The following is a 20,797-nucleotide window of genomic DNA, read 5'->3' on the forward strand; positions in this document are numbered from 1 at the left end:
TTCGTGATCTCGCACGCAGGTCGTAGCGGCAAAGTTGCCAGACCATCGCCGATTCGTTACCGTACCGTGATCAAACCTTCGCCAGCCTTGGGATTTCATGTGTCGCCTTTAGCCAGAATCAACAACGCCAAATCGCCCCTTCTCTACGTAGTCGTCGCGGCACTGCTCGCGACGCTCGTCGTGGGCGGTGCGCTGGCAGTGGCGCGGCACAAGACCGTCACGCTCGACGTCGACGGCGAGACCATCTCGCTCGGCACGATGGCCTCCGACGTCGGCGGCGCGCTCGACGACGCCGGATACACCGTCAGCGAGCGTGACGCGGTCGCCCCCGCTGCCGACGCGTCGCTCTCCGACGGCGACACCGTGGTGTTGCGGCGTGCCCGCGAGATCGACCTCACGGTCGACGGGCAGCCGAAGACCGTGTGGACCACCGCCCTCACCGTCGACGACGCGCTGAAGCAGTTCGAACTCGCCGACGACGTCCACGTCTCGGCGTCCCGCTCCGAGCGCCTGCCGCTGGAGGGCACCGCGCTCGAGGTCGTCAACGCCAAGCTCGTCAAGGTCGCCGACGGCGGCGCACCGCTCACGGACGTCCGACTGGCAGCCCCCACCGTCGGTGCGCTCCTCGCGGCCAACGGCGCGCCGCTCGAGCAAGCCGACACGGTCGTTCCACCCGCCGACGCCCCCGTCGTCGAAGGCGCCGAGATCCACGTGACCCGCGACCGCACCGAGACGCGCACCGAGACGCTGCCCATCGCACCGCCCGAGAATCGCGTCGAGGATCCCGCGCTCGACAAGGGCAAGACCGTCGTCGAGAACCCCGGAGTCCCCGGCGAGCGCACCGTCACCGCATCCGTGAAGACGGTCAACGGTGTCGAGGCCGGACGTCAGGAACTCAGCTCGCAGGTGCTCCGCGAGCCCGCGCCGGCACTGGTCAAGGTCGGCGTGAAGGAACTCGCCATCTCCAACGCCTCCACCTGGGATTCGATCGCGCACTGCGAGGCCACCGGCAACTGGGCCATCAACACCGGCAACGGATTCTTCGGCGGACTGCAGTTCACCCAGAGCACCTGGGAAGCGTTCGGCGGAAGCCAGTACGCCGCCCGCGCCGACCTCGCATCCCGCGAACAGCAGATCTCCGTCGCCGAGAAGGTCCAGGCGGCGCAGGGCTGGGGCGCATGGCCCGCGTGCACCAGCAAGCTCGGACTCCGCTGACGGTCTGAAGTAAAGGAACACGATGTCGCCCTTCGCGAAGATCAATTCGGCTCGCTCGCCGCTGCTCTACGCCGTGGTGGCCCTGCTTCTCGCCACACTGATCGCAGGCGGAGTGATGGCCGTGGTCCGGCACAAGAACGTCACACTCGACGTGGACGGCGAGAAGATCTCGCTGAGCACCATGACCACGAGCGTCGACGCCGCACTGTCCGACGCCGGGTACTCGATCAGCGACCGCGACGTCGTGGCGCCGGAGCGCGACGCGACCCTGTCCGACGGGGACACCGTGGTGCTGCGCCGCGCGCGTGAGGTGTCGTTGACGGTGGACGGTCAGCCCAAGACGGTGTGGACCACCGCGCTCACCGTCGAGGACGCACTGAAGCAGTTCGAACTCGGCGAGGACGTGCACGTGTCCGCGTCCCGTTCGCAGCGACTCCCGCTCGACGGTGCGGCCCTCGACGTGCTCAATCCGCTCGTCGTCAAGCTCGCCGACGGCGCGCTGCCGGTCACCGACGTGCGCATGGCCGCGCCGACGGTCGGGGACTTCCTCGCCGCGCACGGCGCGCCGCTGGAGCAGGCCGACACCGTCGTCCCGGCCGCGGACACGCCGCTGACCGACGGCATGGACGTGACCGTCACGCGCGACCGCACCGAGACGAAGGTCGAGACGTTGCCGCTGGCTCCGGAGGAGCAGCGCATCGAGGACCCGACGATGAACAAGAGCCGCACCGTGGTCGAGAATCCGGGACTGCCCGGTGTCCAGGATGTCACGTTCGCGGTCAACACCGTCAACGGCAAGGAAGTCGGACGCAGCCAGGTGTCCGCGACGGTCACGACGCCGGCACAGCCAAAGGTGATCCGTGTCGGCGCGAAGCCGGGCACCGAGGTGCCGCCCGTCGAGAACGGTTCGGTGTGGGATGCGCTCGCGCAGTGCGAGGCCACCGGCAACTGGGCTATCAACACCGGCAACGGATTCTTCGGCGGCGTCCAGTTCGACCAGAACACGTGGGAGCGTCAGGGCGGACTCAAGTACGCGCCGCGCGCCGACCTCGCCACCCGTGAGGAGCAGATCGCCGTCGCGTCGAAGACGCAGAAGACGCAGGGCTGGGGAGCGTGGCCGTCGTGCTCGGGCAGGCTCGGCGTGCGTTAAAGTTCGCCTGGTGTCCGAAGCCGAAGTACCCCCCGTCGCTCGCGGTCAGGCCGCACTCCTCGGCCCCGCCGAGGTGCGCGCGTTAGCCGAGGAGTTCGGCGTGCGCCCCACCAAGCAGCTGGGGCAGAACTTCGTGCACGACGCCAACACGGTGCGCCGCATCGTCGCGACCGCGGGCGTGGGACGCGAGGACACGGTGCTCGAGGTCGGTCCCGGGCTCGGTTCGCTGACGTTGGCCCTACTCGATGTCGTCGACAAGGTGATCGCCGTCGAGATCGACCCCAACCTCGCGGCACGGCTGCCGGTCACGGTCGCCGACCGTGCACCGGAACTCGCGGACCGGCTGACCGTGGTCGGCGCGGACGCGATGCGGGTCAAGCCGTCCGAGATCCCCGGTGAGCCCACGGCTCTCGTTGCGAACCTGCCGTACAACGTGGCGGTGCCCGTGCTGCTGCATCTGTTCTCCGAACTTCCCAGTCTCCGAACCGCTGTGGTGATGGTGCAGGCCGAGGTCGCCGACCGGCTGGCGGCGTCCCCGGGCAGCAAGATCTACGGTGTGCCGAGCGTGAAGGCCAATTTCTTCGGCGCCGTGCGACGCGCGGGCGCCGTCGGGCGCGCAGTGTTCTGGCCCGTCCCGAAGGTCGAGTCGGGTCTGGTGCGCATCGACCGGTACGCCGAACCGCCGTGGCCCGTCGACGACGAACACCGCCGCCGCGTGTTCGCCGTCATCGATGCGGCTTTCGCTCAGCGCCGCAAGACTTTACGAGCCGCGCTCGGTGGTTGGGCGGGTTCGCCCGCGGAGGCGGAGCGGCGACTGCTCGAGGCCGGCATCGCACCGTCCACCCGCGGCGAGACCCTCGACGCCGCGGCCTTCGTGCGTCTCGCCGCCACCCAGCCGTGAGTACTTGTTAACCGCGGGACGTTGATAAGTACTCACAGGGGGGGCACCCCACGGTCATCGGCATTCCGCCGTTCTCGACGGTGCAGGGTCAGACGTGGCCGGTTCCGGGACGACCGGGGTCGGCGCTCGTCCGCTCGAATGCCTACGCGGGGCTGACCGATGTGCACGGTGAACTCCTGGTCGGCTGGGTCGATATGAATACCGGGCCTCGGGTTCGTACCGGGTGAGCAAGGACTTTCCGCAGTTCGCCGGCTTCTACGACGAGCGCGTCGTGCCCACCGGCAGCGGGACCGTCGTGGTGTCGGTGACGGGGAGCGTAACCGTCTCCCCGGTCAGGGTGCGCCGTGGGCGCCGGACGGGATCGTGGCACCCGTTGCTCCCGGTGTGTACGCCAATTTCATTACCTGACCTGCGCAAGTTCAGCCCGGGGGAGACAACCGACCGGATGTGTGGTTCACTATTGGAGGTCGTAAGTTTTGTGTTTGTGTTTCCCACGCTCGCAAATCGATGGTTGCGAGCGTTTGGACGTCCTCCACAGGAATTGTCATAGACGGTCGTGTTCAATGACCCAGGTAACCGAGCCGGTTGCTTGAAGAAGTTACTGTGTTAGAGGAGATTTACATGGCAGAGGGCATCGTGAAGTGGTTCAACTCCGAGAAGGGGTTCGGCTTCATCGCCCCCGAGGATGGCAGCGCTGACGTGTTCGTCCATTACTCGGAGATCCAGAGCGGCGGCTTCCGCACGCTCGAGGAGAATCAGCGCGTTTCGTTCGAGATCGGCCAGGGCAACAAGGGCCCGCAGGCCACCGGCGTCACCCTGATCTGAGAACGGCCATGACTTCCCGGTTCGCCGGGACATGACGTTCGAGCAAGGCCCCACTCGTCAGAGTGGGGCCTTGACTCGTTTCCGACCGACTACGCGGACCGCAGGTGAGCGGCCTGATACCCGAGATTCATCGCGCAGACGAGCCAGAGTTGCAGCGCGGAATTCTCCGACGGACCGAACAGCCCGATCACCGCAGCGGCTCCGAGTGCGGCGGCGACGAAGAACGTGGCCGTGCCGAGTGCCCGCCGGGGCCTCGACGAGAAGATCACCACACCCGTGACGAAGAGCGCCCACAGAGTGGTGGCGAGGATGGTCGTGGCGACGAACCAGGCCGTCGAATACCTGCTCGGCCACGTCCACGGCTGGGTTCCGTTGTCGAGGGTGCACACGAACGCCAACGAGAACGCCATGATCACCACCGTTGCGCCCCCGAGCGCCAGATGGCCCCCGACGAGCACCTTCCCGACTGTTCCCGCCCCCGCAGGCGCCCGCGCGCGCCCCTCCTCGACAATCGTGTGCTGCATCCCCGACTACCCCGACCCTTCCTTGTCGTCACCTGGTTGGACGCCGCGCAGGACCGTTCGGTTCCCACGGATTTTCGGTCCGCGGTGACGGCTGAACGGCGTCTCGGTCAGGCGTTACCGTAGCGGTCGGCGAAGAGGCGGTGACGCTCACCCACCCGTCGGCACTCTTCGCGCAGCTCAGGAGGGTCGAGGACGGTGAAGTCGACGCCGAATGCGCTGAGCCAGTTGGCTATCGACGGCACGGAGTCGCCGCCGAGCGCCACCGCGCATCGTCCGTCGGGCATTTCTTCGAGAGTTCCCCAGTCTTCGTGGACCAGGGTCGCCATCTCGTCGATCGACGCGTGCAGCAGTACCCGTGCGCGGATCCGGGTGACGGCCCGGTTGATTCCGTGTGCGACGAATTCGGCAGCGCCGCCGGGCGGCAGTTCACGGGGTACGAACCTCGGTCCCGTCGGGATCTTCGGTGTCAGGCGGTCCACCCGGAACGACCGCCAGTCCGCGCGGGTGAGGTCCCAGGCGACGAGGTACCAGCGCAGCCCTGACCGGACGAGCCGGTACGGCTCCACTTCACGCCGGCTCTCGGTGCCGTCGTGGGTGCTGTAGTCGAATCGGAGTCGTTCGTGGTTGTGGCACACCGAGGCGACGGCCGACAGGACCTGCGCGTCGACGGCGCTCTTCGCGGGCTCGCGGTGGACCACGTCGACCTGCAGCGCCTCGAGGCGGTGTCGCAGCCGGGACGGCATCACCTGCCGGAGTTTGGTGAGCGCTCGCATCGACGCCTCCCCGATGCCGACCACGGAGCCGGTCGCGCCGGACTGCAGGCCGAGTGCGACGGCCAGGACTTCCTCGTCGTCGAGCAGCAGGGGCGGCATCTCCGCGCCCGCGCCGAGCTGGTAGCCACCGCCCACCCCGACCGTCGCGTCGACGGGGTACCCGAGGTCGCGGAGTTTCTCCACGTCTCGCCGAACCGTGCGTGGGGTGATGCCGAGCCGGTCGGCGAGTTCTGCCCCGGACCAGTCTTTTCGGGTCTGGAGCAGGGACAGCAGCCGGAGGAGTCGTGCCGAAGTTTCCCGCATGCACCTCAGGATGCCATCGATAGAGGACATCTTCTGTCCTCTATTGATGGCGGGTAACGGTAAGTAACGATTTTCCCACCAGCCCCACGAGTGTCACTACACTGGCGCCGACGCTCCACGGACCATCGCATGTGTACTTCGTGAAAATCCGACGGAAAGGTCTCAGCGTGACGCAGTTTCGTGTTCGGCCCATTTCTTCAGCAGTCAGGGCGCTGCTCGCCACCGTCATGACCGCCGCCTTCTGCCTGGCGCTGGCGGTCTCCACCACCGCGACGGCGTCCGCCTCGGCCGCCGACCTCTTCAACAGCGCGCAGGGCAGATTCGCCGCAGGTGACACCCGTGGCGCCCTCGCGGACATCGGTGGCGCCGTCGCCGGAGAACCAGGCGACACCAATGCGCTGGCGTTGCAGGCCATCTACGCCGACGCCGCGGGCGACCTGATCACCCGGGAGACGGCGCTCGCCCGGCTCGGCGCGATGGACGGTGGGATGCGCGCCGGCGTCGACGGGATGTTGAACGCGATCAGAATTGCGTCGTTCACGCCCCCGAACCCACTTCCGGCCATCCAGGGTCCGTCCACCGCGATCATCGTCCTCGGCTTCGGACTGCTCCCCGACGGTGCGATGCGACCGGAATTGATCAACCGTCTGCAGGCCGCGCTCGTCCAGTCGTGGGCCTCGCCGATGTCGCCGATCATCGTCACCGGCGGCAACCCGCAGAACGGCATCACCGAGGCGGCCGCGATGCAGGGGTGGTTGCAGTCGCACGGTGTCCCGGCGCAACGCATCCACCCCGAGCATCGTGCCGGCTCGACGGTGGGCAACGCGCTCAACTCGGTTCCGCTGGCCCGCTCGCTCGGTGCGGGCGGCGCGATCATCGTGACGTCGGCCAACCACATCCGCAGGGCAACGGTCGATTTCAACGTCGCCGGACTGCCGGTGGTCGGGGCGATGAGCGCGATCACCAGCGCCGGTCAGCTGATCGCCGAAGTCATGCCCCTGACCAAGGATCAGCAACTCGGCATGTACCGCGACGCGATCAGGGTGTTCGGCATCCCGGCCGGCTACTGACGCGACTCGTACTCGGCCACGACCGGCGGCTGCTCGACGGGATCCGCGCCGCCGGGGCCGAGCTTTCCGTGGATGGCGTCCTGCATCTTCTGCTTGTCCAGCTGGCCTTCCCAGTTCGAGACGACGAACGTGGCGACACAGTTGCCGAGGAGGTTCACGAACACACGCATCGAGTCCATGATCCGGTCGGCGCCGAGCAGCACCGCGACCGCCGCGACGGGGAAGATTCCGAGCGCGGTCGCGGTCGCCGACAGCGCGAGGAACGACGACCCGGGTACGCCCGCCATGCCTTTCGACGTGAGGAGCAGGATGAACAGCGCGCCGAGCTGGTCGGCGACGGACAGGTCGTGGCCGGTGGCCTGGGCGAGGAACAGGGTCGAGATGGACAGATAGATCGCGGCGCCGTCGAGGTTGAACGAGTATCCGGTCGGCACCACGAGCCCGGTCGCGGCCTGCGAGTTCCCGGCGCCGACGAGCTTGGTCATGATGCGGGGAAGCACTGCCTCGGACGAGGCGGTTCCCAGCGCGAGACCGAACTCCTCCTTGGTGTAGCGGATGAACGTGAAGATGTTCAGTCCCACGGCGAACTTCGCAATGAGTGCGAGGACGAGGACGAACAGGGCTCCGGCGAGGTAGCAGCACGCGATGAGCGCGGCGAAGCTCCCGAGGGTGGAGATTCCGTACTGGCCGATGATGAACGCCATCGCGCCGAATGCGCCGATCGGGGCGAGCCGCATGATCCAGCCGATGATCATGAAGATGATGTGGCTGAGGTGGTCGACGAATTCGAGGACCAGCGGGGGCCCGTGCTCGCCGTACTTGGCCAGCGCGATACCGAAGAGCACCGCGAAGAAGAGGACCTGCAGCAACACGTTGTCGGCGAATGCGCCCACCACGCTGGTCGGGACGATGTCCATGAGGAACTCGACGGCGCCGGGGAGTTCACCACCGCCGGTTTTCTCCGCGATCTGCTCGGTGCCGTCGGCGAGGGTGGCCGGGTCGATGTCGAATCCGGCGCCGGGCTTGACGATGTTGCCCATCACCAGCCCGAAGAGCAGCGCGAACCCGGTGACGGCGGTGAAGTAGATCAGTGCCTTCACGCCGATCCGTCCGACGGCCTTGACGTCGCCGACCTTGGCGATTCCCGTCACGACCACCGTGAAGATCAACGGCGCGATGAGCATCTTGATGAGCTTGATGAACGTGTCGCCGATCGGTTTGAGCTCCGACCCCACGGTCGGCCACAGCCAGCCGAGGGTGATGCCGCCGACGATTCCGACGAGGAGCTGGACGAACAGGTTGGTGTACCAGGGCGATCGCGTCCGGGTTGTCGACGCGTCGCCGCCGGGTGGGGGATGGGCGGCAGTGGAGATGGCCATGGGGGAACGCTAGGAAGGCGCTGTGACGGGTTCGTGTCACGAATGTTTCCGCGGTGAGAACGGCGGCCGTTCCGGGCGTGGGCGGTGCCACACTGCAGTTCGTGGCAGTATTGCGACGCACCGACCGCAGGAGGACACATGCGCTTGTCGCCCCACGAGCAGGAGCGTCTGCTCCTGAGCTACGCCGCGGAACTCGCGCGCAGGCGCCGGCAACGCGGCCTCGTGTTGAACCACCCGGAGGCGGTGGCCCTCATCACGGATCACATCCTCGAGGGGGCCCGCGACGGCCGGTCGGTGGCGGAGCTGATGGTGTCCGGTCGTGAGGTGCTCACCCGGGCGGACGTGATGGAAGGCGTCCCGGAGATGCTGCACGACGTGCAGGTGGAGGCCACGTTCCCGGACGGCACCAAGCTCGTCACCGTCCACGATCCGATTGCGTAGGGGTGACCGTGATTCCAGGTGAAGTCGTGTGCGCCGAGGGCGTGATCGAGCTCAACGAGGGTTCTCCCCGCACCGAACTCGAGGTGGTCAACACCGGGGACCGTCCGGTCCAGGTCGGAAGCCACGTTCATTTTCCGCAGGCCAACCACGCCCTGCAGTTCGACCGTTCCGCCGCCCACGGGCTGCGGCTGGACATCCCCGCGGGCACCGCGGTGCGCTTCGAACCGGGTATCGCGCAGACGGTTTCACTCGTACCCCTGCGCGGCACCCGTGAAGTGCACGGGCTGAGCCTCACTCCTCCCGGAAAGCTGGACGCGTCATGACCGAACTCAGCCGCGCACGCTACGCCGAGCTGTTCGGTCCCACGACCGGCGACCGCATCCGGCTCGCCGACACCGACCTTCTGATCGAGATCACCGAGGACCGCAGCGGCGGGCCGGGACTGGCCGGCGACGAAGCGGTGTTCGGTGGCGGAAAAGTGTTGCGCGAGTCCATGGGCCAGGGTCGCGCGACCCGCGCCGAGGGCGCGCCCGACACGGTGATCACCGGCGTGGTCGTCGTCGACCACTGGGGAATCATCAAGGCGGACGTCGGTATTCGGGACGGACGCATCGTCGCACTCGGCAAGGCAGGCAATCCCGACACGATGTCGGGGGTCCACCCCGATCTGGTGGTGGGTCCGTCCACCGAGATCATCGCCGGGAACGGCAAGATCCTCACGGCCGGCGGTATCGACTGTCACGTGCACTTCATCTGCCCGCAGATCATGGACGAGGCACTGGGCGGCGGCATCACGACGATGATCGGCGGCGGCACCGGCCCCGCCGAGGGCAGCAAGGCCACCACCGTCACCCCCGGTTCGTGGCACACCGCCCGGATGCTGGAGGCACTCGACGGCTGGCCGATGAACATCGCGCTGCTCGGCAAGGGCAACACGGTCAGCTCCGAGTCGATGTGGGAGCAGTTGCGTGGCGGCGTCTCCGGGTTCAAGCTGCACGAGGACTGGGGTTCGACTCCGGCGGCCATCGATGCGTGCCTCACCGTCGCGGACGCTGCTGGAGTGCAGGTGGCCCTCCACTCGGACACGTTGAACGAGGCCGGTTTCGTCGAGGACACTCTCGCGGCCATCGCCGGACGCGCGATCCACGCCTATCACACGGAGGGGGCGGGCGGCGGCCACGCGCCGGACATCATCACGGTGGCCGCGCACGGGAACGTCCTGCCGAGTTCGACCAACCCGACCCGGCCGCACACGGTCAACACCCTCGACGAGCATCTCGACATGCTCATGGTGTGTCACCACCTGAGCCCGAAGATCCCGGAGGACCTGGCGTTCGCGGAGAGCCGCATCCGGCCGTCCACCATCGCGGCGGAGGATCTGCTCCACGACCTCGGCGCCATCTCCATGATCGGCAGCGACTCGCAGGCGATGGGACGCATCGGCGAGGTCGTGTTGCGCACGTGGCAGACGGCGCACGTGATGAAACAGCGCCGGGGTTTCCTGGCCGGCGACAACGGCGCCGACAACCAGCGCGTCCAGCGGTACGTGGCGAAATACACGATCTGCCCCGCCGTCGCGCACGGGTTGGAGGCCGAGATCGGATCGGTCGAGGTCGGCAAGCTCGCCGACCTGGTGCTCTGGGACCCGGCGTTCTTCGGTGTCCGGCCACACGCGGTGATCAAGGGCGGGATGATCGCGTGGGCCGCGATGGGAGATGCCAACGCGTCCATACCGACTCCGCAACCGGTGCTCCCGCGTCCGATGTTCGGGGCGGCGCCCAAGGCTGCGGCTGCCACGTCCGTGCACTTCGTCGCTCCGCACGCCCTCGAGGACGGTCTGGCGGATCGACTCGACCTGAGCCGTCGACTCGTCCCGGTCGCGAACGTGCGGTCGCGGGGCAAGGCCGACATGCCCCGCAACGACGCGCAGCCGCGGATCGAGGTGGACCCGGACACGTTCACGGTCCGCATCGACGGCGACGTGTGGGAAGAGCAGCCGGCGGCGGAACTGCCGATGGCCCAGCGATACTTCCTGTTCTGATGCGCCTCGCTCACCTGATGTCCCTCGCCGATTCGAGGCTGCCCACGGGCGGTCACGTGCATTCGGGCGGCATCGAGGAGGCCGTCGCGAGCGGTGTCGTCCGCGACGTCGGCACGATGGAGGCGTTCCTGCGGCGACGGGTCCGGACCGCCGGGCTCGTCGGGGGATCGATCACTGCGGCGGTGTGCGCCGGGCGGCTCACCGCCGAACACGCCGACGCCGAGATGGATGCGCGAACCCCGTCCCCCGCGGCGCGGTCGTCGTCGCGGGCGCAGGGGAGAGGTCTGCTGCGGCTGGCCCGCACCACGTGGCCCGAGCACGACTGGTCGCCGCTGGGCACACGTCCGCACCTGCCCGTGGTCTCGGGGGTGGTCGGATCCGTCACCGCCGTCGAACCGCGGGAGGCGGCACTCGTCGTCGTCTACACCACCATGACCGGGTCCGCGATCGCCGCGCAGCGTCTGCTCGCTCTCGACCCCGCGCAGGTCGCCGCGTGCACGTTCGCGCTGTCCGACCTGTGCGACGACATCGCCGGCCAGTGCGTGACCGGACTGTCCAGCGTGTCCGACCCCTTCATGGATGTCGTCGCCGAGCGGCACGTTCTGCGGGACCGCCCCCTGTTCGTGTCGTGACACTCAGCTGTACCCCAGTAAGGAGAGATCAACCATGCCACCGCATTTCATCGATGGTGAACCCCACGACCATCAGCACGACCGTCCCCGGCGGGTCCGGGTGGCGGGGGAGCCGGTCCGGATCGGGATCGGTGGGCCCGTCGGATCGGGCAAGACGGCGCTCGTCGCCGCGCTGTGCAGGCAACTGCGCGAGGAGTTGTCGCTGGCCGTGCTCACCAACGACATCTACACCACCGAGGACGCGGACTTCCTGCGCCGCCACGCCGTGTTGCCGGACGAGCGCATCGCCGCCGTGCAGACCGGTGGCTGCCCCCACACGGCCATACGCGACGACATCACCGCCAACCTCGACGCCATCGACGACCTGATCGCGGCCAACCCGCCGCTCGATCTGATCCTGGTGGAGTCGGGCGGCGACAACCTCACCGCGACGTTCTCCTCGGGCCTGATCGACGTGCAGATCTTCGTCGTCGACGTCGCGGGCGGTGACAAGGTTCCCCGCAAGGGTGGTCCCGGCGTGACGTTCTCGGATCTCCTCGTGATCAACAAGACGGACCTCGCCCCCATGGTCGGAGCCGATCTCGGGGTGATGCGCCGCGACGCCGAGAAGGTCCGCGAGGGCAGGCCGACGGCGCTGATCTCGTTGACGGAGGATCCGTCGTCCGGACCGGCTCTGGAGTGGGTGCGCGAGCAGGTGCGCACCCTCGCCGACGTGCACTAGTAGTGCGCACCGAACTGACGATCGTCGCGTCCCCCGACCGCAGTCCGCGGATCTCCGCGGCCGGGGGACTGGCGGCACGGATCACCGGCCGCGACACGGTCCACGTGATCGGCACCGCCGCGACCCCGCTCGGCGGCGACCACTGGGACGTCACGGTCCGGGTGCTGTCGGGCGCCCGGCTGACGCTGCGCAGCGTCGCGGCGTCCCTGGCCCTGCCCGGCCGGGGTCGTGTGCTGTCCACGGCGCAGTGGTCGGTGGAGGTCGAGGACGACGCCGCGCTCGACTGCGCGCTCGAACCCACGGTGATCGCGGGCGGCGCGGAGCATCGCGTCGAGACCACGGTGTCCCTCGCCGAGTCGTCCACGTTGCTGCTGCGTGAGCGGGTGCAGATCGGCCGGGCGGGAGAGACGACGGGACGCTGGGTCGGGGTCACCAACGCCGATCTCGGCGCCCTGCCGCTGCTCCGGCACCAGCTGGAACTCGGCGTCGGCACCGTCTCGCACGACGTCCTGGACGGCCCGGCGGCCGTCACGAGTGAACTGCGGTACCCGGACGACCGGCCCGCGGACGTCACCGGCGACATCCGGTCGGCGCGGACCCGTCTGCCCCTCGCCCGGGGCGGCAGCCTCACCACCCGGCTCGGCCCGCGCCTGTGACGCGGGTGAGGGGCAAAGTGCGTGATGGTGCGCATTTCCGCACCCGTACCGGGAGCGCCTAAGCTCTACCCTTGTGCTTTCCGTCGTTCCTCGCCCCGTCGTCGTCAGGGCCCCGTCCAAGGTCAATCTGCATCTGGCCGTCGGGGACCTGCGCGACGACGGCTATCACGAGCTGAACACGGTGTTCCAGGCGCTCTCCCTCAGCGACACGGTGTCGGTGGTCCCCGCGGAGACGCTGTCGGTGACGGTTCGCGGTGAGGACGCCCGCGTCGTGCCCACCGACAGCAGCAACCTCGTGTGGCAGGCCGCCGAGATGCTCGCGGCCGAGTCGGGGCGGCGCCCTGACGTCGAGATCGCCATCGACAAGGGCATCCCGGTGGCCGGGGGCATGGCCGGCGGCAGCGCGGACGCCGCGGCGGCGCTGGTCGGGCTGAACGCGCTGTGGCAACTCGACCTGTCGCGGGAGGAACTCGACGGGTTCGCCGCGAAGCTCGGCAGCGACGTTCCGTTCTCCCTCCACGGTGGCACCGCGGTCGGGACGGGACGCGGCGAGCGACTTCTGCCGGTGCTCTCCCGCAGCACGTTCCACTGGGTGCTCGCGCTCGCGAAGGGCGGCTTGAGCACACCGACCGTGTTCCGGGAGCTGGACCGGCTGCGTGCCGACGGGAATCCGCCGCGACTCGGCGGACCCGAGGACCTGATGCACGCGCTCACCACGGGCGACTCCGCGACGCTGGCCCCGTTGCTGGGCAACGACCTGCAGTCGGCCGCGCTGTCGCTGAATCCGGGCCTGCGGCGGACGCTGCGTGCCGGGGTCGCGGCGGGCGCACTGGCCGGCATCGTCTCCGGGTCGGGCCCGACCTGTGCCTTTCTATGTGCTGAAGCGGACGCCGCGGTCCGGGTCAGCGCAGAACTCGCAGGTGCGGGGGTGTGTCGCACGGTGCGGGTCGCCAGCGGACCCGTACCGGGCGCCCGAATAATCAACGACGCGGCGGAGGGATCGCACTGATGGCGAATCTGATCAATCTCGAGCAGGTATCGAAGTCCTTCGGCATCAAGCCGCTGCTCGATTCGGTATCCCTCGGAGTGCAGGAAGGCGAACGCATCGGCGTCGTCGGCCTCAACGGCGGTGGCAAGACCACCATGCTCGAGGTGCTCGCCGGAGTGGAGGCGCCCGATTCCGGACGTGTCAGCCGGGTCGGCGGCCTGCGCATGGCGGTCGTGACCCAGCGGGGCGTCCTGCCACCCGGCTCCAGCGTCGGCGACGTGGTGCTCGGGCCGCTCGGGGTCGCCGACCACGAGTGGGCGGGCGACGCCCGCATCCGGTCGATCCTGGCCGGCATCGGCATCGACAACCTGGGGCTCGAGGTGTCGGTCGACGGGCTGTCCGGTGGTGAGCGGCGACGCGTCGCACTGGCCGCCGCGCTCGTCCAGGACCTCGACCTGCTGGTGCTCGACGAGCCGACCAACCACCTCGACGTCGAGGGTGTGCAGTGGCTGGCGGAACATCTCGTCAGCCGTCGCAGCGCACTGGTGGTCGTGACCCACGACCGGTGGTTCCTCGACACCGTGGCCAACCGCACGTGGGAAGTGGTGGGCGGCAAGGTCGAAAGCTACGAGGGCGGTTACAACGACTGGATCTTCGCCCGGGCGGAGCGCTCCCGGCAGGCCGACGCGTCCGAGGAACGTCGCCGCAACCTCGCCCGCAAGGAATTGGCCTGGCTGCGGCGCGGTGCACCTGCCCGCACGTCCAAGCCCAAGTACCGGATCGAGGCCGCCGAGGCGTTGATCGCGGACGTCCCACCGCCCCGCGACAACGTGGCGCTGGCGTCGTTCGCGCAGCGGCGGCTCGGCAAGGTCGTCATCGAACTCGAGGATGCGCGCCTGGAGACGCCGGACGGCCGGGTGCTCGTCGACGACCTCACGTGGCGGTTGGCGCCGGGGGAGCGTGTCGGCCTGGTCGGTGTGAACGGCTCCGGCAAGACGACGCTCCTGCGCACGCTCGCCGGCGAGATCTCGCCGGCGTCGGGCAAGCGCATCCAGGGGCAGACGGTGCACATCGGCTGGCTCCGTCAGGAACTCGACGATCTGCCGACGAACATGCGGGTGCTCGAGGCCGTCAAGGACGTCGCCGAGCGGATCACGTTGGGTGACAAGGAGGTATCGGCCGGGCAGCTCGCCGAACGGCTGGGCTTCACTCCGGCCCGGCAGCGGACACCGGTCGGTGACCTGTCCGGTGGCGAGCGTCGCCGGCTGCAGCTGACCCGTGTGCTGATGTCGGAGCCCAACGTACTGTTGCTCGACGAACCGACCAACGACCTCGACATCGACACGCTGCAGCAACTCGAGGACATTCTCGACGGCTGGGCGGGCACGATGGTCGTCATCAGCCACGACCGGTACCTGATCGAACGCATCTGTGACTCCACGTGGGCGTTGTTCGGTGACGGCAAGCTGACCAACCTGCCCGGGGGGATCGAGGACTACCTGCGTCGCCGGGCGAAGATGGTCGACACCGGCGCACCGTCGGTGGCGTCGACGGCAACCGGTGCGTCGGCCCCCAAGCAGGTGCGGGACGGGGCAGCCGAACGCGCCGCGCGCAAGGAACTGTCGCGTCTCGAGCGGGCTGTGGCGAAGCTGGACGACCGGGAACGGAAGCTGCACGAGAAGCTGGCGGAGGCGGCGACCGATCCGGACAAGCTGCAGAAGCTCGACACCGAGCTCAAGCAGGTCGTCGCGGAGAAGGAAGCCACCGAGGAACAGTGGATGGAGCTGGCCGCCGAATTGGATTAGGCGGGACCTGCGCTGCGGCCCGTCAGAACCGCAGAGACAGGATGCCGTCACGGTCCGTGACGTGAACGGTCCGCCCGATCACCGACCGTGCCGGGGTCTCGGTGAACGCGGACAGCGCGACCGCCTCCGTGGGGCCGGTACGTCCGGCCAGACGCCGGCCGTCGGGGGTGTGCGCGACGACGAAGCCGGTCGCCGGGGCGCCGTCCCGCCCGTACTCCACCGTGGACGTGACGATGTCGGCTCGTCCTTCGTAGCCGGTGACGAGTTCCGGCGCCTCCGACGCGAGTTGCGCCGGTTCCGGATCGCCGACGTACCCGTCCGGGTGCGGGGCGCCCGCCAGCATCACGACGTGCTGGTACGTCAGGTAGCCGCCGTTGCCGTGGACCAGGGCCGGTCCCGCGCCTTCCCGCAATCGGCGGGTGACCTCGGCAATCGAGTGCAGCGTGTAACTGTTGAGGGGCCCGCCGAAGAAGGAGTGGCCGCCCGTCACGCTCGGCACGATGCGTGCGGGCAGGCCGAGCGTGCGGGTCAGTAGCTTCGGCACCACCGGGAAGCAGCTGTACGCGTCGACGATGTCGAGTGCGGAGGCGTCGATCGAGGCCCGCGACAGCGCCCGGTGCACCGCGTCCGTCATCGCCGTGGACGTGCCGAAACCGTTGCGGCTCAGTACGTCCACGGGATCGGCGGCTCCCGCGCCGCCCCACAGGTACACCGTGCGGTCCTCCGGAACGCCGTGTTCGCGCGCGACGGCCAGGGAGCACACCAGCACCGCGGCGGCCTGATCGACGAACGGCATGGCGTTGAGCATCAACGGGTACGGCTCGCACACCATCCGGTTGCCCGGACCCACCGTGGCGATCTCCTCGGCGGAATACACCTCGCACGTCCACGACGCCGGGTTCTTCGCCGCCAGTTCGGAGAAGGCGGAATACATCCGGGCCGACTCCGCCAGCGACTGGTCGGGTCCGACACCCGACTCGTGCGCCACGCGGTTCTCGAACAACGGGTACACCCGGGTCGGAACGATCAGGCCGGCGCGCTGCATCGCGGGACTCCCGAGATCCGCCGGGTCGAACGCGGGAGGACCCCCCGGTTCCGACGCCCAGCCCAGCGTCGTGGGATCGGTGCCCGACTTGCGCAGCGCCGTCATGGTCGCCTGCGACTCACCGCCGACAAGGAGCGCTGCCGACGACCGGCCCGAGGCGATGTCGTCGCCGATGCGGTCGAGGAGCGTCGCGGGCCAGTGGCCACCGATCGGGGACGTGCTCGACCGTGGTGACGGCAGATTCAACCGGGCGGCCAGCAGTCCGGGGAGGTCGTCGTACGACCAGCTGACGGTCTTCACCGCATGGATTGCGTCGATCCGGGAGCCGAGGGTCGCGGAGCCGCTGTCGGCGAGGGCGGCACGCGCGGCGGCGGTGATCAGGTCGAGCGGTTCACGCGGGGCTGCCGGATCGCCTGCACGGCCGGAGCGGATGTCGCCGACTCCGACGATCACCGGTATGCGGGCCGGATCCATGGATTCCCCTCTCGCGTGACCACGTCAGCGTCACGATAGCGTCGGGCGGGTTACCTGTGGATTCGGGGTCACAGCAATCCCTTCCGGCGTCCGGCATTATGGGACCCTTCGGAGCGAAGGGTGCTCGGAAAGATGACTAAAAGTGCTGTACAGCAGATGGATTCGAACGCCGATGGACTGAGGTGCGGGACCCTCGGGTCGGTGGGAGCCTGCGGGCTCGGACCCTCGTCGGGTGAGGCTAGCCTAAGGTAGTGTGAACAGTGTGCTGTTGCGCAGGCCATGCAGTCATTTCGTAACCTTTTCGTGTCCCGGATCACGGCCTGAATATGCATGATCTGGTCAAAACGGGGGAAACCAAGGCGAACCTGCAGATCATCCGACTAATCTGCAGTCCAGGGCTTGCATGTTCGCTGCACAGGAGGCGGGGGTCATGGATCTCGAAGCAATCAAACAGATCGAGCAGCTCAAGCACCGTTATTCACGTGCTCTCGATACGAAGTCGTGGGTGGAGTTCGCCGACACGATGGTCCCGGACGTCACGGCGACGTACAGCGAATACCTCACGTTCGATTCCCGTGACTCATTCGTGTCCTTCCTCGAGAACACTCTCGGGACCCACGTCATCACCGAGCATCAGTGCGGCCAGCCCGAGATCACCGTCACCGGAGACACCGCGGTAGGGGTGTGGTTTCTCGCGGACACCACGCTGATTCCCGAGGACGGCATGCTGCTGCGCGGGTCTGCCTATTATCACGATCGTTATCTTCGGTGCCCCGACGGAAACTGGCGGATCACGCACACCGGATACGAACGCACCTGGGAATCGGTTGCGTCGCTCTCCGATTTCCCGAGTTTCCGGCTCACGTCCAACAAGTGGGCGATGTTGCAACCTCCGGCATCTGCCTGAGGGAGCACACTGGGACTCGACGCACCGCGGACACTGGGAGGTGACGATGGCTCCGGAAGTCCCCGTTCCCGGCGCGCTGCCGTATCTGACGGTGCGGCGGGGTGTCGAGGCCATCGAGTGGTATTCCAAGGTGTTCGGCGCCGAGGTGGTGGGTGAGCCGATCGTCATGGACGACGGCCGGGTCGGTCATGCGGAACTGCGGTTGCCGAGCGGCATGATCTATCTCGCCGAGGAGTTCCCCGAGATGGGTCTGACCGCGCCGGAATCGGGTTCGACGTCCGTGAGCCTGATGTTGTCCGTCGACGACCCCGATGCCGTCCTGGCGGGTGCCCGCGACGCCGGCGGCAAGGTGGAACGGTGGATCTCGGAGGGCCACGGACACCGCAACGCGACACTCATCGATCCGTTCGGTCACCGTTGGATGCTGGTGGGGCCGACGGATCCGGCCGCGTCGGCCTGAAGACCCGGGCCGCGGCTACTGTCGGCACATGCCGACCACACCCGACCGTTCGTCGTTTCCGGACACCCGCGCGTGGATACGCGCCCTGCCCGCTCTCGGCGGCGAGACACCCCCGCCCGTCGACGCGCTTCCGGAGTCGCCGACCGCGCTGTTTCTCGACTGGATCACGCAGGCCGCGGCGGCCGGTGTTCCGGAACCGCACGCCGCAGCGCTGTCGACCGTGGATGCCGACGGCGATCCGGACGCGCGATTCCTGCTCCTCAAGGACGTCACGGAGCGGGGCTTCTGGTTCTCGGGTGACACGCGCTCGCCGAAGGGGCGTGAACTCGCTACGAATGCGGTTGCGGCACTGTCGTTCTACTGGCGAGAGCAGGGCCGGCAGGTGAGGGTGCGCGGTTCCGTCGTCGAGGGGGATCCGGCGCTCTCCGCCCGCGACTTCCGCGAACGGTCGGTCACCGCGCGGGCCGTGGCCGCCGCCAGTCGTCAGAGCGAGGTCCTGGACGATCCCGCCGAATACGAACGCGCCGTCGCGGCGGCGGTGGCCCGCATCGAGGCCGACCCCGACTTCGTGTCGGGAACCTGGCGGGCATGGTGCATCGTCCCCGACAGTGTCGAGTTCTGGCAGGCGGACGCCGGGCGCAGGCACGTGCGCCAGCTCTACCGCCGCGAGTCCGGCCGGTGGCTCCGCGAGGTGCTGTGGCCCTGACGACGCCCGGGAGCGGGGGTCAGCGTGCGGTCGCGGACGGCGAGCGCAGGTCGACGACGATCGACTGGCCGTTCAGCTTCGCGTGGATCTCGGGGCGCTCGAACCCGGCTGCGACGAGGTATTCGCCGAGCAGCGCCAGCAGTTCGTCGGCGTCCACGGTGGGATCGGCGGAGTGACTGCTCGCCGAGGCGAGGTGCTCCTCGAGCAGTTCGGTGTGTGCAAGACGGCCCGCGACTCGCACGGCTGCCACTCCCATCGCGTTGCGTCGCATGACGGTGCGCCCACGAGATTCGAGCGACGCCGTCGTGTCGGAGACCTCGCCCGGCTCCTCGGTGCTGTGCGAACCCGAGCTGCGCGTCGGCAGCGGGAAGGTGAACGTCTCGGCGGAGCTGGTCGTGGACTTGCCGTTGCCGTTACTGTTGCTGCCGGTCAGCCCGCCCGTGCTCGGTTCAGCGAAAGGGGACTCCGATGCCGAGTTCGTGCCGGCGGAGCCGTTACTGCCCGATCCGTTGGTGGAAATGCCGTTCTCCATCGTGTCGCTTCCTGCTCGTGGCCAAACGGGTACCGCGCAAAGCCCGTCAGTGTGCTCGATTCGACCTGAAAGCTACCAGGAGGGTCCGGCGGGCCGCACGCCTCGACGGCGCACGGCGCGGCCCCGGTCGGTCTCGGGTCCGCGGCGCCGTCACGTCATCGAACTCCCTCGGCCCTCAATTCCCGGGCCCAGGCGGACGCGTGCTTCGTGAGCACGCCGGCGATCCGCTCCAGCTCACCCGGGTACGACGCGACCTCGGCGGGCATGGACACGCTGAGGGCGTCGGTGGCGGGGATCCGGTAGGGCACGACGGTCGCGATACACACCACGCCGACCGTCCCCTGTTCTCGTTCCAGGGCCCATCCGCGGTTGCGGACCTCGCCCAGTTCGGTGACGAGATCGTCGACGTCGGGGGATCGCCCCGGTGATGTGGTGCGCCGGGTCCGCCAGTGCCGCGCTTGCGGGCTCGAATAGCAATGGGAGTGACTGGACCGGATGCGCCTCGACGCGGAGAAGGTCCAGAGCGCGGTGGTGTGGCCGATCCGGCGAGACAGACTGGCCCCGTTCGCCTGTAGCGTTTGTCGGGCGGTACCTGAGTTCCTAGCGGAGGTCAAGCCACCTGGCGGCTCGTAGGCTTGGTCTTGGCGGGCCGGCCTGTTGGAGCGCATCGCGACCCCTGGGACTCCTGGCCCGCCGCCTGCTTGCGGCGCTCACGCATCCGCTTGTATCGGACGTTCTCGCGCCGCCGCGGGTCGATCTTGTAGCGCGCCTTGACGATCGCCCGGCCCTCGGCCTCGGTGATCGGCGTGTCGTCGACGTCCCGCAAGGCGTACGGTTGGCCGGTACGCATGCAGGCGGCGATCCGGGTGACCAGATGGGTGGCCAGATGACAGATCGCAGACTCGTGGTGCCGGTCGCCGATCCGTCCAGCGATGACGGCGCTGATCACCGCCCCCACGCCGGGAGCAGAGGCAACGATGCCGGCCGGTCGGCGTCGGCGTAGAGGTTCGCGACTCGCTCGTCGATCTGCTTGATCTGACGGGCCAGGAACAGTGCCTGTTCGGCTTCGTGGGCGATGTCCTCAGCGAGCTCGGCGAAGTCCATCCCGTCAGACCCGTCGCTGACCACAAGCGTCGGTGTGGGACACGGTCAAACCCGCACCACCGCACGGTGATACAGGTAGCCGTGACACACATCCATCTCAACTATCCGTTGCGCCAGTGGCGGAGAGTGTGAGATCTATGTAGAC

Annotated in this window: 24 protein-coding genes and 1 pseudogene; 17 read left to right on the forward strand and 8 right to left on the reverse strand. The window is 68.5% G+C overall.

Going from position 1 to position 20,797, the window contains the following annotated elements; all coding sequences use genetic code 11:
- Positions 1 to 99 precede the first annotated feature (99 nt).
- The 4 genes from HGB39_RS02615 to HGB39_RS02630 all read left to right on the forward strand — a co-directional run bounded on the left by HGB39_RS02615 (position 100) and on the right by HGB39_RS02630 (position 4,091).
- On the forward strand, positions 100 to 1,215 hold the full coding sequence (locus HGB39_RS02615; protein WP_005255438.1) for a resuscitation-promoting factor: 1,116 nt from the start codon (positions 100 to 102) through the stop codon (positions 1,213 to 1,215).
- Positions 1,216 to 1,237: 22 nt separating this feature from the next.
- Entirely contained in the window at positions 1,238 to 2,365 is a 1,128-nt protein-coding gene (locus HGB39_RS02620) for a resuscitation-promoting factor (protein ID WP_005561739.1), read from the forward strand.
- Between the two features lie 10 nt (positions 2,366 to 2,375).
- On the forward strand, positions 2,376 to 3,266 hold the full coding sequence (gene rsmA / locus HGB39_RS02625; RefSeq protein ID WP_005561740.1) for a 16S rRNA (adenine(1518)-N(6)/adenine(1519)-N(6))-dimethyltransferase RsmA: 891 nt from the start codon (positions 2,376 to 2,378) through the stop codon (positions 3,264 to 3,266).
- Positions 3,267 to 3,887: 621 nt separating this feature from the next.
- Entirely contained in the window at positions 3,888 to 4,091 is a 204-nt protein-coding gene (locus HGB39_RS02630) for a cold-shock protein (protein WP_005255446.1), read from the forward strand.
- An 89-nt stretch (positions 4,092 to 4,180) separates the two neighbouring features.
- Here HGB39_RS02630 and HGB39_RS02635 read toward each other — a convergent pair whose 3' ends face one another.
- Positions 4,181 to 4,615 (reverse strand): hypothetical protein, encoded by a 435-nt coding sequence (locus HGB39_RS02635; RefSeq protein WP_005255447.1) that lies wholly within the window; start codon positions 4,613 to 4,615, stop codon positions 4,181 to 4,183.
- A gap of 107 nt (positions 4,616 to 4,722) precedes the next feature.
- Complete coding sequence (locus HGB39_RS02640; RefSeq protein WP_005561741.1) at positions 4,723 to 5,691, reverse strand: helix-turn-helix transcriptional regulator; 969 nt, start codon at positions 5,689 to 5,691, stop codon at positions 4,723 to 4,725.
- Between the two features lie 227 nt (positions 5,692 to 5,918).
- Between HGB39_RS02640 and HGB39_RS02645 the strand changes: the two genes are divergently transcribed.
- Positions 5,919 to 6,761, forward strand: coding sequence for a YdcF family protein (locus HGB39_RS02645; protein WP_005238742.1), 843 nt, complete (start codon positions 5,919 to 5,921; stop codon positions 6,759 to 6,761).
- On the opposite strand, the gene HGB39_RS02650 is transcribed toward HGB39_RS02645, so the two are convergent.
- Positions 6,755 to 8,140 carry a cation:dicarboxylate symporter family transporter gene (locus HGB39_RS02650; RefSeq protein WP_064080168.1) on the reverse strand — a complete coding sequence of 462 codons (1,386 nt, stop codon included), beginning with the start codon at positions 8,138 to 8,140 and terminating at the stop codon, positions 6,755 to 6,757. The two genes, HGB39_RS02645 and HGB39_RS02650, sit on opposite strands and share 7 nt — an antisense overlap.
- 138 nt (positions 8,141 to 8,278) lie before the next feature.
- On the opposite strand from HGB39_RS02650, the gene HGB39_RS02655 reads away from it, so the two are divergent.
- From HGB39_RS02655 to HGB39_RS02690, 8 genes are all read left to right on the forward strand, one after another.
- Entirely contained in the window at positions 8,279 to 8,581 is a 303-nt protein-coding gene (locus HGB39_RS02655; RefSeq protein ID WP_005255454.1) for an urease subunit gamma, read from the forward strand.
- Positions 8,582 to 8,589: 8 nt separating this feature from the next.
- Positions 8,590 to 8,904, forward strand: coding sequence for an urease subunit beta (locus HGB39_RS02660; protein WP_005572824.1), 315 nt, complete (start codon positions 8,590 to 8,592; stop codon positions 8,902 to 8,904).
- Positions 8,901 to 10,622 carry an urease subunit alpha gene (locus HGB39_RS02665; RefSeq protein ID WP_005572825.1) on the forward strand — a complete coding sequence of 574 codons (1,722 nt, stop codon included), beginning with the start codon at positions 8,901 to 8,903 and terminating at the stop codon, positions 10,620 to 10,622. Before HGB39_RS02660 ends, HGB39_RS02665 begins: the two co-directional genes overlap by 4 nt.
- A complete protein-coding gene (locus HGB39_RS02670) occupies positions 10,622 to 11,254 on the forward strand; it encodes an urease accessory protein UreF (protein WP_005572826.1) in 633 nt (210 codons plus the stop codon). The genes HGB39_RS02665 and HGB39_RS02670 overlap by 1 nt, the downstream gene beginning before the upstream one ends.
- Before the next feature lie 34 nt (positions 11,255 to 11,288).
- Positions 11,289 to 11,975 (forward strand): urease accessory protein UreG, encoded by a 687-nt coding sequence (gene ureG, locus HGB39_RS02675; RefSeq protein WP_005572827.1) that lies wholly within the window; start codon positions 11,289 to 11,291, stop codon positions 11,973 to 11,975.
- A 2-nt stretch (positions 11,976 to 11,977) separates the two neighbouring features.
- Positions 11,978 to 12,631, forward strand: a complete 654-nt coding sequence (locus HGB39_RS02680; RefSeq protein WP_054247604.1) for an urease accessory protein UreD — start codon at positions 11,978 to 11,980, stop codon at positions 12,629 to 12,631.
- A 73-nt stretch (positions 12,632 to 12,704) separates the two neighbouring features.
- Complete coding sequence (locus HGB39_RS02685) at positions 12,705 to 13,640, forward strand: 4-(cytidine 5'-diphospho)-2-C-methyl-D-erythritol kinase (RefSeq protein WP_054247603.1); 936 nt, start codon at positions 12,705 to 12,707, stop codon at positions 13,638 to 13,640.
- Positions 13,640 to 15,424 (forward strand): ABC-F family ATP-binding cassette domain-containing protein, encoded by a 1,785-nt coding sequence (locus tag HGB39_RS02690; protein WP_054247602.1) that lies wholly within the window; start codon positions 13,640 to 13,642, stop codon positions 15,422 to 15,424. Before HGB39_RS02685 ends, HGB39_RS02690 begins: the two co-directional genes overlap by 1 nt.
- A 22-nt stretch (positions 15,425 to 15,446) precedes the next feature.
- On the opposite strand, the gene HGB39_RS02695 is transcribed toward HGB39_RS02690, so the two are convergent.
- Complete coding sequence (locus tag HGB39_RS02695; RefSeq protein WP_005565180.1) at positions 15,447 to 16,943, reverse strand: acetyl-CoA acetyltransferase; 1,497 nt, start codon at positions 16,941 to 16,943, stop codon at positions 15,447 to 15,449.
- Between the two features lie 430 nt (positions 16,944 to 17,373).
- Between HGB39_RS02695 and HGB39_RS02700 the strand changes: the two genes are divergently transcribed.
- Genes HGB39_RS02700 through HGB39_RS02710 form a run of 3 tightly spaced genes read left to right on the forward strand, consistent with a single transcriptional unit; the run spans position 17,374 to position 19,016 of the window.
- Complete coding sequence (locus HGB39_RS02700; RefSeq protein ID WP_007300089.1) at positions 17,374 to 17,850, forward strand: nuclear transport factor 2 family protein; 477 nt, start codon at positions 17,374 to 17,376, stop codon at positions 17,848 to 17,850.
- Between the two features lie 46 nt (positions 17,851 to 17,896).
- Positions 17,897 to 18,310 (forward strand): VOC family protein, encoded by a 414-nt coding sequence (locus tag HGB39_RS02705; RefSeq protein WP_005255471.1) that lies wholly within the window; start codon positions 17,897 to 17,899, stop codon positions 18,308 to 18,310.
- 28 nt (positions 18,311 to 18,338) lie between these two features.
- Positions 18,339 to 19,016, forward strand: coding sequence for a pyridoxine/pyridoxamine 5'-phosphate oxidase (locus HGB39_RS02710; RefSeq protein WP_005565174.1), 678 nt, complete (start codon positions 18,339 to 18,341; stop codon positions 19,014 to 19,016).
- 19 nt (positions 19,017 to 19,035) lie between these two features.
- Here HGB39_RS02710 and HGB39_RS02715 read toward each other — a convergent pair whose 3' ends face one another.
- From HGB39_RS02715 to HGB39_RS40140, 4 genes are all read right to left on the reverse strand, one after another.
- Positions 19,036 to 19,548 (reverse strand): metal-sensitive transcriptional regulator, encoded by a 513-nt coding sequence (locus HGB39_RS02715; protein ID WP_005565172.1) that lies wholly within the window; start codon positions 19,546 to 19,548, stop codon positions 19,036 to 19,038.
- A gap of 155 nt (positions 19,549 to 19,703) precedes the next feature.
- Positions 19,704 to 20,162, reverse strand: a complete 459-nt coding sequence (locus tag HGB39_RS38405; RefSeq protein ID WP_247252901.1) for an IclR family transcriptional regulator domain-containing protein — start codon at positions 20,160 to 20,162, stop codon at positions 19,704 to 19,706.
- Entirely contained in the window at positions 20,159 to 20,506 is a 348-nt protein-coding gene (locus tag HGB39_RS02725) for a hypothetical protein (protein WP_052023968.1), read from the reverse strand. The genes HGB39_RS38405 and HGB39_RS02725 overlap by 4 nt, the downstream gene beginning before the upstream one ends.
- Complete coding sequence (locus HGB39_RS40140; protein WP_231137855.1) at positions 20,494 to 20,652, reverse strand: hypothetical protein; 159 nt, start codon at positions 20,650 to 20,652, stop codon at positions 20,494 to 20,496. Before HGB39_RS40140 ends, HGB39_RS02725 begins: the two co-directional genes overlap by 13 nt.
- A gap of 23 nt (positions 20,653 to 20,675) precedes the next feature.
- On the opposite strand from HGB39_RS40140, the pseudogene HGB39_RS38415 reads away from it, so the two are divergent.
- Positions 20,676 to 20,795, forward strand: a pseudogene (locus tag HGB39_RS38415) (zinc ribbon domain-containing protein); the annotation flags it as partial.
- Positions 20,796 to 20,797: the final 2 nt, after the last annotated feature.

It is taken from the genome of Rhodococcus opacus, assembly GCF_012396235.1.
Classification (GTDB): domain Bacteria; phylum Actinomycetota; class Actinomycetes; order Mycobacteriales; family Mycobacteriaceae; genus Rhodococcus_F; species Rhodococcus_F opacus.

Coding starts and splice junctions, on each gene's coding strand:
- HGB39_RS02640 (WP_005561741.1), bottom strand. CDS start 5,691: ATGCGGGAAACTTCGGCACGACTCCTCCGGCTGCTGTCCCTGCTCCAG.
- HGB39_RS02700 (WP_007300089.1), top strand. CDS start 17,374: ATGGATCTCGAAGCAATCAAACAGATCGAGCAGCTCAAGCACCGTTAT.
- HGB39_RS02630 (WP_005255446.1), top strand. CDS start 3,888: ATGGCAGAGGGCATCGTGAAGTGGTTCAACTCCGAGAAGGGGTTCGGC.
- HGB39_RS02690 (WP_054247602.1), top strand. CDS start 13,640: ATGGCGAATCTGATCAATCTCGAGCAGGTATCGAAGTCCTTCGGCATC.
- HGB39_RS02655 (WP_005255454.1), top strand. CDS start 8,279: ATGCGCTTGTCGCCCCACGAGCAGGAGCGTCTGCTCCTGAGCTACGCC.
- HGB39_RS02705 (WP_005255471.1), top strand. CDS start 17,897: ATGGCTCCGGAAGTCCCCGTTCCCGGCGCGCTGCCGTATCTGACGGTG.
- HGB39_RS02620 (WP_005561739.1), top strand. CDS start 1,238: ATGTCGCCCTTCGCGAAGATCAATTCGGCTCGCTCGCCGCTGCTCTAC.
- HGB39_RS02665 (WP_005572825.1), top strand. CDS start 8,901: ATGACCGAACTCAGCCGCGCACGCTACGCCGAGCTGTTCGGTCCCACG.
- HGB39_RS02645 (WP_005238742.1), top strand. CDS start 5,919: ATGACCGCCGCCTTCTGCCTGGCGCTGGCGGTCTCCACCACCGCGACG.
- HGB39_RS02710 (WP_005565174.1), top strand. CDS start 18,339: ATGCCGACCACACCCGACCGTTCGTCGTTTCCGGACACCCGCGCGTGG.
- HGB39_RS02715 (WP_005565172.1), bottom strand. CDS start 19,548: ATGGAGAACGGCATTTCCACCAACGGATCGGGCAGTAACGGCTCCGCC.
- HGB39_RS02695 (WP_005565180.1), bottom strand. CDS start 16,943: ATGGATCCGGCCCGCATACCGGTGATCGTCGGAGTCGGCGACATCCGC.
- ureG (WP_005572827.1), top strand. CDS start 11,289: ATGCCACCGCATTTCATCGATGGTGAACCCCACGACCATCAGCACGAC.
- HGB39_RS02670 (WP_005572826.1), top strand. CDS start 10,622: ATGCGCCTCGCTCACCTGATGTCCCTCGCCGATTCGAGGCTGCCCACG.
- HGB39_RS40140 (WP_231137855.1), bottom strand. CDS start 20,652: ATGGACTTCGCCGAGCTCGCTGAGGACATCGCCCACGAAGCCGAACAG.
- HGB39_RS02650 (WP_064080168.1), bottom strand. CDS start 8,140: ATGGCCATCTCCACTGCCGCCCATCCCCCACCCGGCGGCGACGCGTCG.
- HGB39_RS02635 (WP_005255447.1), bottom strand. CDS start 4,615: ATGCAGCACACGATTGTCGAGGAGGGGCGCGCGCGGGCGCCTGCGGGG.